Genomic DNA, 14,765 nt, shown 5'->3' with positions numbered 1-14,765 from the left:
AAATATGATGCATTTTATAAAACTAATCCTCCTTTTTTCAACACTTTTTGTACTTGCAAGTTGTGGTCCCCAATTGGAAATTCAAGGGGATATGGAACAAAGCAGAATCATTTTAGATGAGGAAAGAAACTTGCTGACTTTCTACATCCGCCTTGAAAATACGAGTAACTTATCCTCTCCTAATTTATTTGCGAAGTTTGAATTACTAAACGAAGAATTAGTTGAAGAATTTGGACAAGAAACACTTGTCTTTGCTAATGAAAGTCAAATTCCAGAAGCCTTTAAGATTGGAGCAAACAGCGGGTTTTTTATTGGGGAATCATTTGAAGTCGAGCAAACCTTTGCTGAAGAAGTGTTAACAGATGCCGTCGAAGTTGTTATTTTTGATGAAGCCGGAGATGATATCACTAGGTTTCCAATCACAAATGTCGAACTAGAAACCAATTGATTTTAGTGAGTGTTCAAAAAGGAAGACAAAAAGATCCGAGAAGTTCGAGGAAGCACAGTCCCTCTGAGTACTGGAGCGTATGGTATTAATACGTGAAGCGCGGAAGAACAAGCTGACAAGCTACCACAGGATGTGGTGACTTCGACGTTCCCACAGGAAGTGGGGCTCTTAGTCGAAGGTCTTCTACCGACAGAGATTTTTCCCGGACTTTTTGAACATCCTCTTTTAAAAAAGCGGCCTCACCTTCTCATATTCATGAGGAAGGTGGGCTTTTTTTTATACAATCCAATTCTTCATATCAGACGGTATTGGCGCTTCTAAATTAATTTCTTCCAATGTGAGAGGATGTAAAAACGAACAGTAAAAGCTATGCAACGCTTGTCTTCCGATCTTTGTTCGTTCTCCGCCGTATAAATCATCCCCAATTAATGGGTGTCCTAGGTAGGAAAAGTGAACGCGTATTTGATGAGTTCTCCCTGTTTCAAGTTTAACTCGGACTACTGTTTCTTCAGCAGTTTGCGAAAGAACTTTATAATGAGTAATAGCCGTTTGTCCATCTGAACGTACTTCACGTTCAATAATACTATCCGTTTTTCTACCGATCGGTCCGGTAATCGTTCCTTTTTTGGACGTGATGACCCCATGCGTTATGGCAATGTATTCTCTATGCATCCCGCCTGCTTGTTGTGCTTTTGCCATTAAGTCATGAGCAAAGCGGTGTTTAGCAATGACAACGATCCCTGAAGTATCTTTATCGAGTCGATTGACCGCATGGAACGTTGACGAAATGCCATGGTCATCATAATAATGTAAGACCGCATTTGCTAATGTCCCACTTAAATGATCTCTTGAAGGAATCGTTGGCATTCCAGCTGGCTTATTTACGACAAGAAGATGAGTATCTTCAAATACGATATCGAGACCTATCTTCTCTGGAACAATACTGTCACTTCTCACTTCAGGAGGAAAAATAATTTCTACTTCATCATTCATTTGCAATATTTTTCGAACGGTAGCAAATTCTCCATTTACAAAAATGGAGCCTCCAGCAAATTTAATATCCGCTAAGGCTCGTTTGGACAATCTTTTTTCTTCTTTCAAAAACGCTCGTAACAGTTTCCCATCCCAATCGTCTCCTACGATCCATTTCATTTGTAATCCAGTCATTGCTTTTAGTCTCCAATGAATGATTCCCTTACACGCTTCCAAAACGGGAACGGACGGAACCTTGCAAACTTTATTTTTTCTTCTGCAACCCGGCATTGTATCGACTTCACCTTTTGATGACTCCACGAGAAATGGTCGATTGAAATTTGCAATTTCACATCATTCTGAGGTTTTAGTAAACACGTATGGTGCTGTGGTAAAACGAGCGGTGATCCGACTGTTCGGTAAATTCTATTATTAATAGATGCCATTTCAGCTAATTGGATTGAAGCGAGTGAAGGATGCAAAATCGCTCCACCAAGTGCCTTATTATAAGCAGTACTACCAGATGGGGTTGAAATACATAACCCATCTCCGCGAAACGTTTCAAACTTTTCCCCTTTGATTTCGACGTTACAAACAAGCGACTCTTCTGGACTTTTCACAGTACATTCATTAAGCGCAAGTAAACGTTCTGATTTATTCTCTCCATAGTGCCTTAAAACAACTTCTAACAGAGGGTACTCCACAATTTGAAAAGGGGTTTTCGCTATATGGATAACTAATTTTTCTACTTCTTCTGGCATCCAATCCGCATAAAAACCTAAGTGCCCCGTATGAATTCCAACAAATGATGTTTCTTCTAAACGATGTTTATATGTATGGAAGGCGTGAAGTAAAGTACCGTCACCACCGACCGTAATGACAATCTCGGGCTTCTCATCATCATAGGTTAATCCAAACTCTACTAAGTAAGTTTTAATTCTTTGCTGAAGCGCATTAGATACGTTATCGCCTCTAGAAGTCACGGTAAATTTCATAACATCAGACTCCATCTTTAGTTATTTATTTATTAATTATTTATTCGATCATGTTTATGAGAAATAATTCGTTGTGCTTCTTGTACTTCCTCACGAATCTGAGACATTTCTTCATCTAACTGAAAAGCAGCTTCAGCCGCACGTTGTAATCTTTGTTTGAAGTATTCTGGAATTTCTCCACTATATTTATAATTTAAAGAGTGTTCAATCGTAGCCCAGAAGTTCATCGCAAGTGTCCTGATTTGTAATTCCACATATATTTGTTTTTTTCCTGCGATCGTTTCGACCGGATACTTTAATACAATATGATAGGACCTATAGCCACTATCTTTTTTTTGATTAATGTAATCACGTTCTTCTACGATTTCAAAATCTGTCCGTCGTCGGATAAATTCAATAATAGTATTAATATCTTCAACAAACTGACAAACAATACGAATTCCAGCTAAGTCTTGCATGTCTTCTTCAATCCGTGTAAGGGGTATATTTTTACGTTTTGCTTTATCAATAATACTTGCAACAGGCTTAACCCTACCAGTTACAAATTCAATCGGTGTATGTTTAGAAGATCTTTGATATTGTTCACGAATCCCTTTAAATTTTATCTTTAATTCTTCAACGGCTTGCTTATATGGGATCAAAAACGTACCCCAATTGTACATGCAACCACCAACCTATCTTCAAATAATCGACTACTTATTAAAGCTATGTTGATTATTTTGCAATAATTCTCCCAACAGCTTCCACCATTTTATCACCATAATTACTGTTGTCTTGAATATTTTCCAACAGGTAAAGAATTTCATCTTTAAAGGAAGTGCAGTGAACCTCCTCGTTAGGAAGTAATTCAATATACACGTTATCTTTGTTCTTAAGTTCTGAGTACAAATCAGACCATAAAAATTCTGGAATACTTACATGACGATACCGTTCATCATCTTCTAAAAGGTAAATGAATGACAATTGGTCCGAATCTGCTAACATTCTTCCCGCAGCCTGTAGTGATGATGCTTCGTCTTTTGATAAAGGTTGTGAGTTATGTAAAATTATTTTATCCTCTTTTGTTGAAATTTTGTTGATTTCTATATGTTTCATGCTTTGGTCCTCCTATTACCACTTATTGTTACGTAACCATCTTACCATAATTTACACGTAGACAAGAATACAAATCCATTATATAACTCATTGTTCGTTATTATCATATATGACATAATGAGGGGAAAGGCAATTCACTTTGTTTAACTAAGTAAATATCATTTTATTTTATTCTGCAATCCTAACCATAAAAACATTAATGTTAAGGAGTACATATAGATGACCCGTGAAATAGAAATTGAAGCAAAAAACTTGTTAACTAAAGACGAACTTTATCGTTTACAACACTACCTTTCAATTGAAGACAATCAGTTTGTTACCCAAACCAATCATTACTTTGAAACAAGTAATTTCGACTTAAAAGAAAAAAAATCTGCTCTTCGTATCCGCGAAAAAAATGGTCAATATGTTATCACATTAAAGCAACCAAATGAAGTAGGATTGATGGAAACCAATCAAATAGTTTCGAAAGAAGAGGCCGAACAAATGATCGAAACAGGGAAGCTTCCTGATGGTGAAGTGAAAGTAGATGTCAAAGCGTTGAGTGTACCCCTTAATCAATTTACTTGTTTAGGTTCGCTCACTACTTCTCGAGCTGAAGTCACTTATAAAAACCAATTAGTTGTTCTAGACATTAGTCAATATTTTGATATTGTCGACTATGAACTTGAAATTGAAGGAACTAGTATAGAAGAAGTCAATTCGTTGTTTGAAGATATACTGCAACAACACAATATACCGAAGAGGCCAACGATGAATAAAATCGTTCGTTTTTTCGAACGAAAACAGCAGCTACAAAGCTTCTAATTTATATAATATCCATAAATCGGATATTGTCTATTTATGTAGTGTACTATAAACTAGATTATAGTATTCTATTCAGTCCGAGGTGCCGTAAATGAACAATATGATGTTCCAACAAATATCAGAAATGAATGCAATTAGACAATTTAGAGCACCAAGTACCACAACTGGTAATTCCCCATTTCAATCCTTATTTTCAGACTTTATCCAAGAAGAAATGGGTAAAATGAATGTAAAATTAAATCCACACCAACGGAATATGGATTTGTTTTTACATCCGATAGCCAAACTAGAGATTGATAAACTTGAACAGCTTCAATCCGTAACAAGTGGAACCGTTAAACCGTTAAAGGAAACGGGAAATTCTCGTGTTGACACGTATAAACAATGGATTAACGACGCAGCCCAAAAGTATAATTTAGATCCAAAGCTTATCGTTGCTGTAATTAAGCATGAGTCTAATTTTAATCCAAGTGCAACAAGTCGTGCTGGAGCTGGTGGACTAATGCAACTTATGCCTGCAACAGCAAGGTCTTTAGGTGTTACCAATGTTTATGATCCGCAGCAAAATATTGAAGGCGGTGCTAAATATTTACGTCAAATGCTGAACCGCTACAATGGAGATACTCGCCTTGCTTTAGCCGCTTATAATGCTGGTCCCGGAAACGTAGATAAATACGGGGGGATTCCTCCATTTAGAGAAACACAAAATTATGTACCAAAAGTGATGAATACATTCTTAAATGCATAAAAGAATAAGTAAGGAATTTGAAATGCTTGGAAGATGACTCTCCAGGCATTTTTTTATTTGGTCTTTTCTCAAAGCTCTTTTCTAAAAGAATGTTGCTTTTAGCTATTGGACCGTAACCAAGCGAAAGCTTGGTTCTTCACGCTTTAGCGTGAAGCTTTTGAATATAAATCAGCCAGATGGATAAATGAATTTATCCATTAGGGCTGATTTATATTCAAAAAACGGTCCAATAGCAACAAAGTTTACGAAAACAACCTTTCTCAAAGTATGTTGCTTTTTTGCTTTTCGACCGCAAGCCAACCGTATGCTTGGCTCTTCAGCACAGCGTGAAGGGAAAACAGTCCAAAAGCAACAAAGTATACGGTAACAGGCTTTTATTCATTATTTCTGCGATATGTTTGCAACTTAATAGCATCTCAAATCAGATTATTTGATGTTCGAAGACACCATTGCTAAAATGGGTTTAAGTAATAAGTTACTAAAACAGCCTCTTAAAGGAGATAACTATGTCAGAACATCAAACACCATATGACGCAATAGGTGGAGCTGAGCTTTTAAGCAAATTAGTGGATACCTTTTATGATAAAGTAAGCCGACACCCAGTGCTTGCACCGATTTTTCCAGATGATTTAACAGAAACGGCAAGAAAACAAAAGCAATTTCTAACACAATTTCTTGGAGGGCCCACGTTATACTCAGAAGAACACGGTCACCCTATGTTAAGAGCAAGACATATGCCTTTTAAAATTACTCCAACCGGTGCTTCCGCTTGGTTAGCTTGCATGAAGGAAGCTATGGACGAAGTTGGTCTACAAGGACCTTTGCGAGACCAAATCTTTAGTCGTCTAACCTTTACGGCACATCATATGGTTAATCATCCGCACGATACGGAATAGGAAGGAGGACTCTCAATGACTCCAAAAGAAAATCAGACTAGCTGTGATAATATTCGAGGCTTTTGTGGTCCTATTGAAGAACCATCCGTATCCCAAAAAACGAATCCTTGCAAGAAAAAACCGTTGGAAATCTATATATTTATTGATCCGTTATGCCCTCAATGCTGGGCTTTTGAACCGCTATTAAAAAAGATGCAAGTTGAATATGGAAACTACTTTAAAATACGGTACTTTGTTGCTGGATCACTTGAACTTTGGAATAAGACACAATCCAAAATAGAGGAAACAAAAAAATTAGAGGAAATTGCAAGTATTTGGGAAAAAACAGCTAGCCGAACAGGAATGAGTTGTGATGGAGATGTGTGGTTTGAAGATCCAATCACTTCCCCGTACACTGCTTCCATTGCGATTAAAGCTGCTGAAATGCAAGGCCAATTTGCAGGACTGAAATTCTTAAGAAAATTAAGAGAATTTCTATTCTTAACTAAACGAAACATCACTAAAGAAGAGGTCTTAATAGAATGCGCTCAATTGGCTGGATTAGATGTTGATGAGTTTATTCGTGATCTACACTCAGAAGGAGCAGTTAAGGCACTTCAATGTGATGTAAAAATGACGAAAGAGCTTGGGGTAGATTACTCCCCCACCTTTGTCTTTTTCAATGACAACATAGAGGAAGAAGGATTGAAAGTAACTGGGTTTTATCCATATGAAGTCTATGTTGAAATTATTCAACAGCTGCTCGGATTTTCACCAGAACCTTCAACATCGACAACACTAGAAGAGTTCTTATCTTGCTATAACTTTGTAGCGACTAAAGAAGTAGCCGTTGTCTTTAATATTTCCATTCAGGAAGCTGAAAAGCAGTTAAAACGATTAATGTTAAAACAACAAGTCGAACGGGTGCCTGTGAAGTATGGTACTTTCTGGAGATACATCGCGAATTAGATATTTCAAGCGATATTGACTAATCGTGAGGAAGGTAGCAAAGTTAGCAAATGAATGTTAATGAGCTGATGTTGACTTATCGCAATGAGGTGAGCGAAGTCTCGCTAGTTGCTAGGCGCTGGAGCTAGACATCTCCGAATTTCTTCCTTATCTCAAAATAAAGAGGCTGACATCAAATGTCAGCCTCTTTTTTAATAGGGGGAGAAAATGTTTAACACTAATTATTTTACAATAATAAATTTAACATATTAAGCAACTGAATAAAACCCTTTGATCCATCGTTCGAAACATCGTCACATTTTTTCTAATATTTGTTTACTGTTCTTTATCAAGTTTCATATTAATAGCATGTCTAACAGAACGATCACATACTATCTTATAGGAAGGTTGATAACAGTAGAGGTGAGTTTCATGAGAAAAATCTTGCTTACGATTGGTGTTCTCTTAATTTTTGTTAGTTTTTATTTAATGGTTTTAAGTTTGATGAATGTGTTTCCGCTGTTCATTGCGGCACCAGCTTTATTTATTTCGGTTGTATTTTCAGTATCTGTTTATAATGAACGAAATCGTTTTCGCGGATTTCGTTAACTGTAAAAACCTTGGATCGTTTGTGTTAATTTGCGATAAATTGTTGCTCTACTAATTTTTTATATAACGGGTGACTCTCCATTAATTCGTCATGAGTACCCGTTCCTGTCACTTTTCCGTGCTCAAGAAAAACAATTTGATCTGCCTTTACCACCGTTGAAAGTCGATGTGCAATCACGATCGTTGTCCTTCCATTCATTACATACTTTAATGCTTTCTGCACTTCAAATTCTGAATTGCTATCTAAGCTAGATGTTGCTTCATCCAACATTAAAATGGGAGCCTTCCTTAAAAGCGCTCGGGCTATAGCTATCCTTTGACGTTGTCCACCTGACAATTTAATCCCGCGTTCTCCCACTTCTGTATCCATTCCTTCTGGTAACTCCATGATAAACTCCTTAGAATTCGCAAGTTCTAATGCATCAATCAATTCTTCCTCTGCTACTTCTTGTTCAATTCCTAACATCAAGTTCTCTTTGATCGTTCCTGGCATAAGCGGACTTTCTTGAGAAACATAAGCTAATTGTCTTCTCCAGTCACTCAATGAGATCGACTCAATATCCTCATCTGCAAATGATATCGTACCCTGACTCGGCTTATAGAACCGTTCGATCATGGAAAAGATTGTCGTCTTTCCACTGCCGCTTGGACCAACAATAGCTGTGACCTTTCCTGGAGCGATCGTCAAGGAAACACCTTTTAATACACCCTCTTTATTCTCATACGAAAAATGGACGTCCTCAAAAGTAATGGCTTTCTCTCCCGTTTGAAGGTCCTTCCCTTTATATAAATCCTCACCTTCGTATTGTAAAATTCCTTGAATTCTTTCAGTGGCTCCCATCGCTTTTTGTAATTCAGCGAAAAAACTAGCAAACTGACTTACTGGAATGATGATTAAAAATAAGTACAGAATAAATGCAACTAAATCACCTGCCGATAATGCACCACTCGCGACTCTTACACCGCCATATCCAATAATCAATACAAGCATTCCCATTAAAGCTAACATGATTAAAGGACTTAGAAGTGCTTGTATTTTAGCTTCTTTAATTCCGAACTGAAAAAGACCTTTTATCCGTTCTTCTCCTTTTCTCTCCTCCCCTTCTTCCGCACGGTATGCTTTAATTAAACGAGTATCTGCCACAACTTCAGAAAGGACATTTGTGAAGTTCGCCATTTCTTTTTGAGTTCCTTTTGCAATCTTATACATCTTATTCCCAATCGGAATAATAACGAGGAGCATTACTGGAACAGCTGACAACATCACAACTGTCATTCTCCAATCTAGTAATAATAAGATAATGACCGCCCCAATAATTGAAATAAAGCCAGAAATAGCTGTAACGACATGTCTTGTGATTAAGGTCATGACTACATTTGTATCATTCGTTATTCTACTAATGGTTTCGCCTGTTCGATTGTTGTCATAGTACGGAATAGGTAGGTGAAGCATATGTCTCCATAGCCGACGTCGTAAATTAGCGACAATCGTTTGTCCCGAATATGCTAATAAATAGTAAGATACACCACCAGCAATCGCTTGCAAAAAGAAGGCCCCCACTAATAGTGAGATCATCGTACCTTCGAGATTTCCCGCTGAAAATTGATTAACAAATTCTCGAGTCAATAACGGAACGATTAGACTTGCTGCCGTTTCAATAAGACTAATGAAGATTGCAAACGACAACAGAAGAATAGGTGGATTACTTTTTTTTAGTAGATTATAAAATGATGCGAGTTCTAACTTCGATTCTCTTTTTTTCATATGTACCTGCCTTCTTAATCGGTTGTTTGTTTTTACAGTGATCTGACTTTTACAACAAGCATTCACACCAAAGAAAGGGAAAGCTGACTAAATAAAATCAGCTTCCCCCATTTTATTATTCGTTTTCTAGCAGTTTTTCCATTTCAATTAATGTTTGTTCGAAAACTGCACAAGCTTGTTTGATGGGCTCTGCAGATGTCATATCTACTCCTGCTTTTTGTAAAACTTGGATTGGATAATCCGAACTCCCCGCTTTCAGGAATTCTAAATAGCGGTCTACAGCTGGCTGTCCTTCTTCTAAAATCTGTTTAGATAACGCAGTTGCTGCACTATAACCCGTTGCATATTGGTATACATAGAAATTGTAGTAGAAGTGCGGGATACGTGCCCACTCTAAACCAATCTCTTCGTCAATTATAATCTCTTTTCCAAAGTACTTAACATTTAAATCATAGTATGTCTTCGTTAATAATTCAGGAGTTAACGCCTCACCTGCCGCCGATTTCTCGTGAATTAATTGCTCAAACTCTGCGAACATCGTTTGTCTAAACACGGTACCTCTGAAGCCTTCTAAGAAATGATTTAACAGATAAAGTTTTTTCTTCTTATCATCTGTCGTTTTTAATAAATAATCATTTAATAACGCTTCATTTAATGTAGAAGCTACTTCCGCAACAAATATCGTATAGTCTCCATAAGGATATGGTTGATTTTCTCTCGTGTAGTAGCTATGACAAGAATGTCCGATTTCGTGTGCTAATGTAAATAAATTGTTTACATTATCTTGCCAGTTCATTAAAATATATGGCATCGTTCCGTACGCGCCAGAAGAATAGGCACCGCTGCGCTTACCAACATTCTCTTCTACGTCAATCCAGCGCTTCTCGTAGCCTTCCTTAATGATGTTTACGTATTCTTCTCCAAGAGGAGCAACACCTTTTAGAACTAACTCTTTTGCTTCTTCGTAAGGCACTTCCATCTTTACATCTTTAACGAGTGGAGTATACAAGTCATACATATGAAGCTCCTCTACACCTAACACCTTTTTACGTAATGCTACGTATCGATGAAGTAAATGTAAGTGATCATTGATCGTTGACACTAACTGATCATACACGATTTCAGGAATATGGTTTTTATTAAGTGCCGCTTGTCTGGCAGACTCATATTTACGTACGTTTGCATAAAAAATATCTCTCTTTACTTGACCGCTTAACGTACTTGCAAATGTATTTTTAAAATTATCATATGTTTCATATACAGCTTTAAAAGCATCTCTTCTAACTCTTTGATCAGGTGACTCTAAAAAGCGGATAAAGCGTCCATGAGTTACTTCAATTTCTTCTCCGAATTCATCCGTCACTGTTGGGAATTTAAGGTCTGCATTGTTCAAGCTTCCAAATGTAGAACTTGGTGTTTTAAGTGCTTCTGCTGCTTGAGCCAGGATAGCTTCTTCTGCCTCTGTTAATACGTGCGGACGGCTTTTATTTAATTCTTCTAATGCTTGCTTATATAATCTTAATCCTTCATGTTCTTCTACAAATTGATTAAGTGTCTCTTCTGGAATAGACATAATTTCTGGCGTCATAAATGATGCGGTTTGACCTGTTTTTGCAGCTAATCCTTGCGCACGATCATTTAATCCTTGATAAAATGAGTTCGTCGTATCTTGGTCATAACGCATATGTGCATATGTATATAGTTGATGCAATCTCATTGAAATTTCATCTTGTTGTTGCAATGCCTGATACAACTGCTCCGCTGATTCACCTAATTTACCTTTAAACTGGGCTAATTTAGGTAGTTCATTGTTTACATTTGCAAATTCAGTTTCCCAATCTCCATCTGTTGCAAAAATGGCTTCTAAATCCCAGGTTAATTCTTTTGCAATTTCCTCACGTTTCGGCAGTGATTTTGTAGCTTTTGCCATAATCGTATACCTCCAATATCTCTCTATTTCCTTTTTTATAGTGTATACCCACTATAAAGGATATTTACATTCTACTTAATATACGTTCTATATAGATAATAACATTCCTTTATTTACACATTAATATTTAACTTATTTTATGACGGTCGGCAAATGCTTCATCTCTAACGATCGCTTCATCGATTGATTGCGGATATTGTATGTCTTTCACTCTAAAAAATTGTTTCTTGTTTGTTCTTCTAATAACACCACTCTGACTTAATAATTGCATATAAGACATAATTGCATACGAATAATGCCCTTCGTAAAAGGGTAGTGTTCGTGTACTGCATACTCCTCTTTCTATTAACTCTTTTAAAAAGCAATAAACATCCTTAAACGTAAAATGGGTTTCAATCGGATAAGTGGAAAGGTGAATGAGGATCAGTGTCTGCCAAATATGGGGGGATGTCTCAATCCATTGATGATTATTTGTGGGCCAGCCGGCTTCAACTGGGTATAAAAAAGGAGAAATTTTGCGCTGTAAACAATACTCGTTAAAAAACTTCTGAGACCTAGTCGGATAAGGTGTAACGCTATAGCGCCATTTCTTTTTTATCGTTAGCCATATTTCGTTTATGTGTTGTTCTAGTGAGAAGTCGCCTTTAATTATCTTTTGAAAAGGAACTTCTCGTATTTTACTTGTAACTAGATGAGATAACGCAGATTGCGATGACAGTGACTTACTGTTCATTAAGGAAAAAAATTGCTTCGTATGGGGACAATAATAATGCAAAAAGTTATTGAACTGAGCTTGTGGCTGTAAGGCTGCCCATTCAATCGGAGAGAAGGAAAAGAGTGATGAGGATTTGCGTGTCATTCGGTTACCGCCAAAGATCCAGATAGGAAGAATGTCTTGTTGTAAGTAGCCTTTTGTTCTTTTTTCAAAGACTTGCAATGGGAGCGGTGAACACTGGTATTCGATCGCATAGTATCGTCCTTCGTAATGAATAAATATATCGGGCCTTTGATTAATAGACGATAAATATGGCTCAAGCAAAGCTTGAATGTTCTGAGATGTAATCCAGTTATAAATGTGTTCTTTACCCAATAAATGATAGTCAGATTCAGCTTCTAAATCAAGAGAACACTTCACTTCTCCAGAATGAGCAAAATGCCATCTTCGTTTTGTACCTAGCTTCAGTATCACTGCTTTCTTGCAGACCGGACAGATAAAACGGTGAATGGTACGAAGTTTTTCTAATTGTTCTTTTTTCCAGCCTTGAGCTAAACTAATTCGGTTTCGGTCTTCTGTGTATGCGACGAGCAATGGCTTTCCCCCTCTAAATTAAAATTCAGTTTTACTTTCTACTGTTCAAGCTAAATCCCTCCTGCCTTCATAAAACTTTACAAATAAAAAAGATTCTCTTAACAAAGTAAGGGGTTCAGTTTTGGGAGAGAAAATGACAAATAACATTAGAAATAGCGTACAAATTCACAATGATTTTGTACGTTTGTTTTTATAGGTATATCTAGATTGATTAGAATTGAACCTATAATTAGCAGTTGTTTTAGCATACCTTAGGCGAGAGTTCATAAACTTATGTTCCCCTTCTATTTCATATGCTAAACGTTGTGATGATTACTGTGTTAGTTTAAGGTTACATTTTTTTCAAAGAGATTATGGGATTTAATGTTAAAATAACTGTAAGGAAATTGCTTATTCAACGACCGGCAAGATTATTGAATAATAAAGAGGGGGTGTATGTAATGCAAAGTATAGTAACAACGTTAAAAAAACCTAATGTACTGTTTCCAATTCTATTTGTGTATTTAATTTTGCCAGAATTCATTGAATCAGATTTATTTAAAGGAATTTTAAATATTTTATTTGGATTATATTTCTTGGTCCTTGGATATGCATTGTCAGATGGTAATAAAAAGTATATCTTAGCTTCTTGTTGTCTTGCTATTCTTTTAATATTTTTTGGAATTTCAAGGTTATTAAGCTAAGGTGACGATAGCATAATAATAAAGGACATAAAATATGTTATGTCCTTTATAACAGCGGGCTTAACAAGCGACTCGTCGATTCCAACAATCGATGAATAACCGATCGTCTTCTAAATAACTCTAAGTCCATTTGATTTGAATGTTCTAAATCAAAAATATAATCACTTACAAGAGTCGTTACACTTTTGGTACGATATAGAAATGCATTAACTTCAAAATTCAGATGGAAACTTCGCATATCCATATTAGCTGTTCCAATCGAAGCAATTTCATTATCAACAATTATTAACTTACTATGCATAAAGCCGCGATTATACTCATAGATTTTTACTCCTGCTTCTAGTAGCTCAGGAAAGTAGGAACGAGATGCGTAAAAAACAATACGTTTATCAGGTCGATTTGGTACTAAAATTCTGACATCGACACCACTTAAAGCTGCAATTTTTAACGCACTTAATATATCATCATCTGGTATAAAGTAGGGTGAAGCAATCCAAATCGATTTTTTAGCGGAAGATATCATCGAGAAGAACAATTTTTTTATAACTTCCCAGCGCGTATCAGGCCCGCTAGCAATCATTTGTACGCCACCTTCATCATTTCGTTCAACAAGGACAGGTGAGAAATATTCCGGATCAAGAACAGCTTCTTTGGTTACATAATACCAATCTTTTAAAAAGATAAGCTGTAGTGTTCGAACTGCTTCTCCTCTAACATATAAATGCGTATCTCGCCAATACCCAAAATACTGATCTCTTCCTAAATATTCATCACCGATGTTCAGTCCTCCTACAAAGCCAACATGGCCATCAATGACAACGATTTTACGATGGTTGCGGTAATTAATTTTATGAGTGAAGTATGGTAACTTAACTGGAGCAAAAGGTCTCATTTCTACCCCAGCTTCCCTCAACTCCTCGATATAATTTTTTGAAAGCTTCCAACTTCCAACTGCATCATATAAAAAGCGAACCTTAACCCCTTCTTTCGCTTTTGCAATTAATATTTCCTTTATTTCTTGCCCAACCTCATCGTGACGTACAATATAGTAAACGAGATGAATGTGCTGTTTAGCCATTTTCAATGTTTGCAAAATATGTGCGAAGGTTTCTTTACCATCTGTTAATACTTTTGTTTCAGTTGAGAATGAAATCGGATTATTTCCTAACCTATGGGCTAGACGAAATAACAGTTGTTGATGCCCACCCATTTTTTCAAGTCGGACTTCATCAATTTGACGATTTCCTTCTATATTTTCAAATGCTTGTTCATCTTGAAGTGCCTTTTGTATAAAGGAGCGTTTTTTACGATAATTCTGGCCAAATATAAGATAAAAGAAAAAACCGACGACCGGGAATACCCCTAGCACCATTAACCAAGTGAGCGTCTTTGTTGGATGACGATTTTCAAAAAAGATAACAATTGCAATAAATAATACCGAAAGAGAAAATAAAATACTAAATGCCCCGACGATCCAACCTTCCCAGTAATCTCTAAACAAATATAGAACACCGATCAGTAACAATAAAAAAGCAATAACATTTAACCTAGTTTTCATAGTATTCTCCTTTAATGAGATCG

General features: G+C 36.5%; 15 protein-coding genes. 7 read left to right on the top strand and 8 right to left on the bottom strand.

The genetic code is table 11. The features are described 5' to 3' along the window. The first annotated feature begins 4 nt into the window (after positions 1 to 4). The gene (locus tag ACNSTQ_RS06325; RefSeq protein ID WP_418199006.1) at positions 5 to 448 is read left to right on the top strand and encodes a hypothetical protein; all 444 of its coding nucleotides are present in this window, start codon (positions 5 to 7) and stop codon (positions 446 to 448) included. Between the two features lie 276 nt (positions 449 to 724). Here ACNSTQ_RS06325 and ACNSTQ_RS06320 read toward each other — a convergent pair whose 3' ends face one another. The 4 genes from ACNSTQ_RS06320 to ACNSTQ_RS06305 are packed head-to-tail and all read right to left on the bottom strand — an operon-like array spanning position 725 to position 3,510. Then, positions 725 to 1,615, bottom strand: coding sequence for an RluA family pseudouridine synthase (locus ACNSTQ_RS06320; protein WP_418199005.1), 891 nt, complete (start codon positions 1,613 to 1,615; stop codon positions 725 to 727). 5 nt (positions 1,616 to 1,620) lie between these two features. Next, complete coding sequence (locus ACNSTQ_RS06315; protein ID WP_418199004.1) at positions 1,621 to 2,415, bottom strand: NAD kinase; 795 nt, start codon at positions 2,413 to 2,415, stop codon at positions 1,621 to 1,623. 32 nt (positions 2,416 to 2,447) lie between these two features. After that, positions 2,448 to 3,077, bottom strand: a complete 630-nt coding sequence (locus tag ACNSTQ_RS06310; protein WP_418199003.1) for a GTP pyrophosphokinase — start codon at positions 3,075 to 3,077, stop codon at positions 2,448 to 2,450. Between the two features lie 52 nt (positions 3,078 to 3,129). After that, positions 3,130 to 3,510 (bottom strand): hypothetical protein, encoded by a 381-nt coding sequence (locus tag ACNSTQ_RS06305; RefSeq protein ID WP_418199002.1) that lies wholly within the window; start codon positions 3,508 to 3,510, stop codon positions 3,130 to 3,132. A 219-nt stretch (positions 3,511 to 3,729) separates the two neighbouring features. Here ACNSTQ_RS06305 and ACNSTQ_RS06300 point away from each other — a divergent pair, with 219 nt between their 5' ends. From ACNSTQ_RS06300 to ACNSTQ_RS06280, 5 genes are all read left to right on the top strand, one after another. After that, complete coding sequence (locus ACNSTQ_RS06300; RefSeq protein WP_418199001.1) at positions 3,730 to 4,317, top strand: CYTH domain-containing protein; 588 nt, start codon at positions 3,730 to 3,732, stop codon at positions 4,315 to 4,317. 91 nt (positions 4,318 to 4,408) lie between these two features. Further along, positions 4,409 to 5,065, top strand: a complete 657-nt coding sequence (locus tag ACNSTQ_RS06295; protein WP_418199000.1) for a lytic transglycosylase domain-containing protein — start codon at positions 4,409 to 4,411, stop codon at positions 5,063 to 5,065. A gap of 506 nt (positions 5,066 to 5,571) precedes the next feature. Then, on the top strand, positions 5,572 to 5,961 hold the full coding sequence (locus tag ACNSTQ_RS06290; protein ID WP_418198999.1) for a globin: 390 nt from the start codon (positions 5,572 to 5,574) through the stop codon (positions 5,959 to 5,961). Positions 5,962 to 5,976: 15 nt separating this feature from the next. Continuing rightward, positions 5,977 to 6,909 carry a ClpXP adapter SpxH family protein gene (locus ACNSTQ_RS06285; RefSeq protein WP_418198998.1) on the top strand — a complete coding sequence of 311 codons (933 nt, stop codon included), beginning with the start codon at positions 5,977 to 5,979 and terminating at the stop codon, positions 6,907 to 6,909. A 411-nt stretch (positions 6,910 to 7,320) separates the two neighbouring features. Further along, on the top strand, positions 7,321 to 7,497 hold the full coding sequence (locus ACNSTQ_RS06280) for a hypothetical protein (RefSeq protein WP_418198997.1): 177 nt from the start codon (positions 7,321 to 7,323) through the stop codon (positions 7,495 to 7,497). 25 nt (positions 7,498 to 7,522) lie between these two features. Here ACNSTQ_RS06280 and ACNSTQ_RS06275 read toward each other — a convergent pair whose 3' ends face one another. The 3 genes from ACNSTQ_RS06275 to ACNSTQ_RS06265 all read right to left on the bottom strand — a co-directional run bounded on the left by ACNSTQ_RS06275 (position 7,523) and on the right by ACNSTQ_RS06265 (position 12,501). Then, positions 7,523 to 9,262 (bottom strand): ABC transporter ATP-binding protein, encoded by a 1,740-nt coding sequence (locus ACNSTQ_RS06275; protein WP_418198996.1) that lies wholly within the window; start codon positions 9,260 to 9,262, stop codon positions 7,523 to 7,525. Between the two features lie 115 nt (positions 9,263 to 9,377). Next, positions 9,378 to 11,192: an oligoendopeptidase F gene (pepF, locus tag ACNSTQ_RS06270; protein ID WP_418198995.1), complete on the bottom strand. Its 1,815-nt coding sequence runs from the start codon at positions 11,190 to 11,192 to the stop codon at positions 9,378 to 9,380. A gap of 127 nt (positions 11,193 to 11,319) precedes the next feature. Next, the gene (locus ACNSTQ_RS06265; protein WP_418198994.1) at positions 11,320 to 12,501 is read right to left on the bottom strand and encodes a competence protein CoiA; all 1,182 of its coding nucleotides are present in this window, start codon (positions 12,499 to 12,501) and stop codon (positions 11,320 to 11,322) included. Between the two features lie 440 nt (positions 12,502 to 12,941). Between ACNSTQ_RS06265 and ACNSTQ_RS06260 the strand changes: the two genes are divergently transcribed. Continuing rightward, on the top strand, positions 12,942 to 13,184 hold the full coding sequence (locus ACNSTQ_RS06260) for a hypothetical protein (RefSeq protein WP_418198993.1): 243 nt from the start codon (positions 12,942 to 12,944) through the stop codon (positions 13,182 to 13,184). Between the two features lie 46 nt (positions 13,185 to 13,230). Here the strand turns inward: ACNSTQ_RS06260 and cls are convergent, their stop codons facing one another. Continuing rightward, entirely contained in the window at positions 13,231 to 14,742 is a 1,512-nt protein-coding gene (cls, locus tag ACNSTQ_RS06255) for a cardiolipin synthase (protein ID WP_418198992.1), read from the bottom strand. Positions 14,743 to 14,765 lie beyond the last annotated feature (23 nt).

Source organism: Alkalihalobacterium sp. APHAB7 (assembly GCF_048323755.1).
Classification (GTDB): domain Bacteria; phylum Bacillota; class Bacilli; order Bacillales; family Bacillaceae_F; genus Alkalihalobacterium.
Note: the sequence above shows the minus strand (reverse complement) of the source record. Positions and strands in the feature narration are given on the sequence as shown.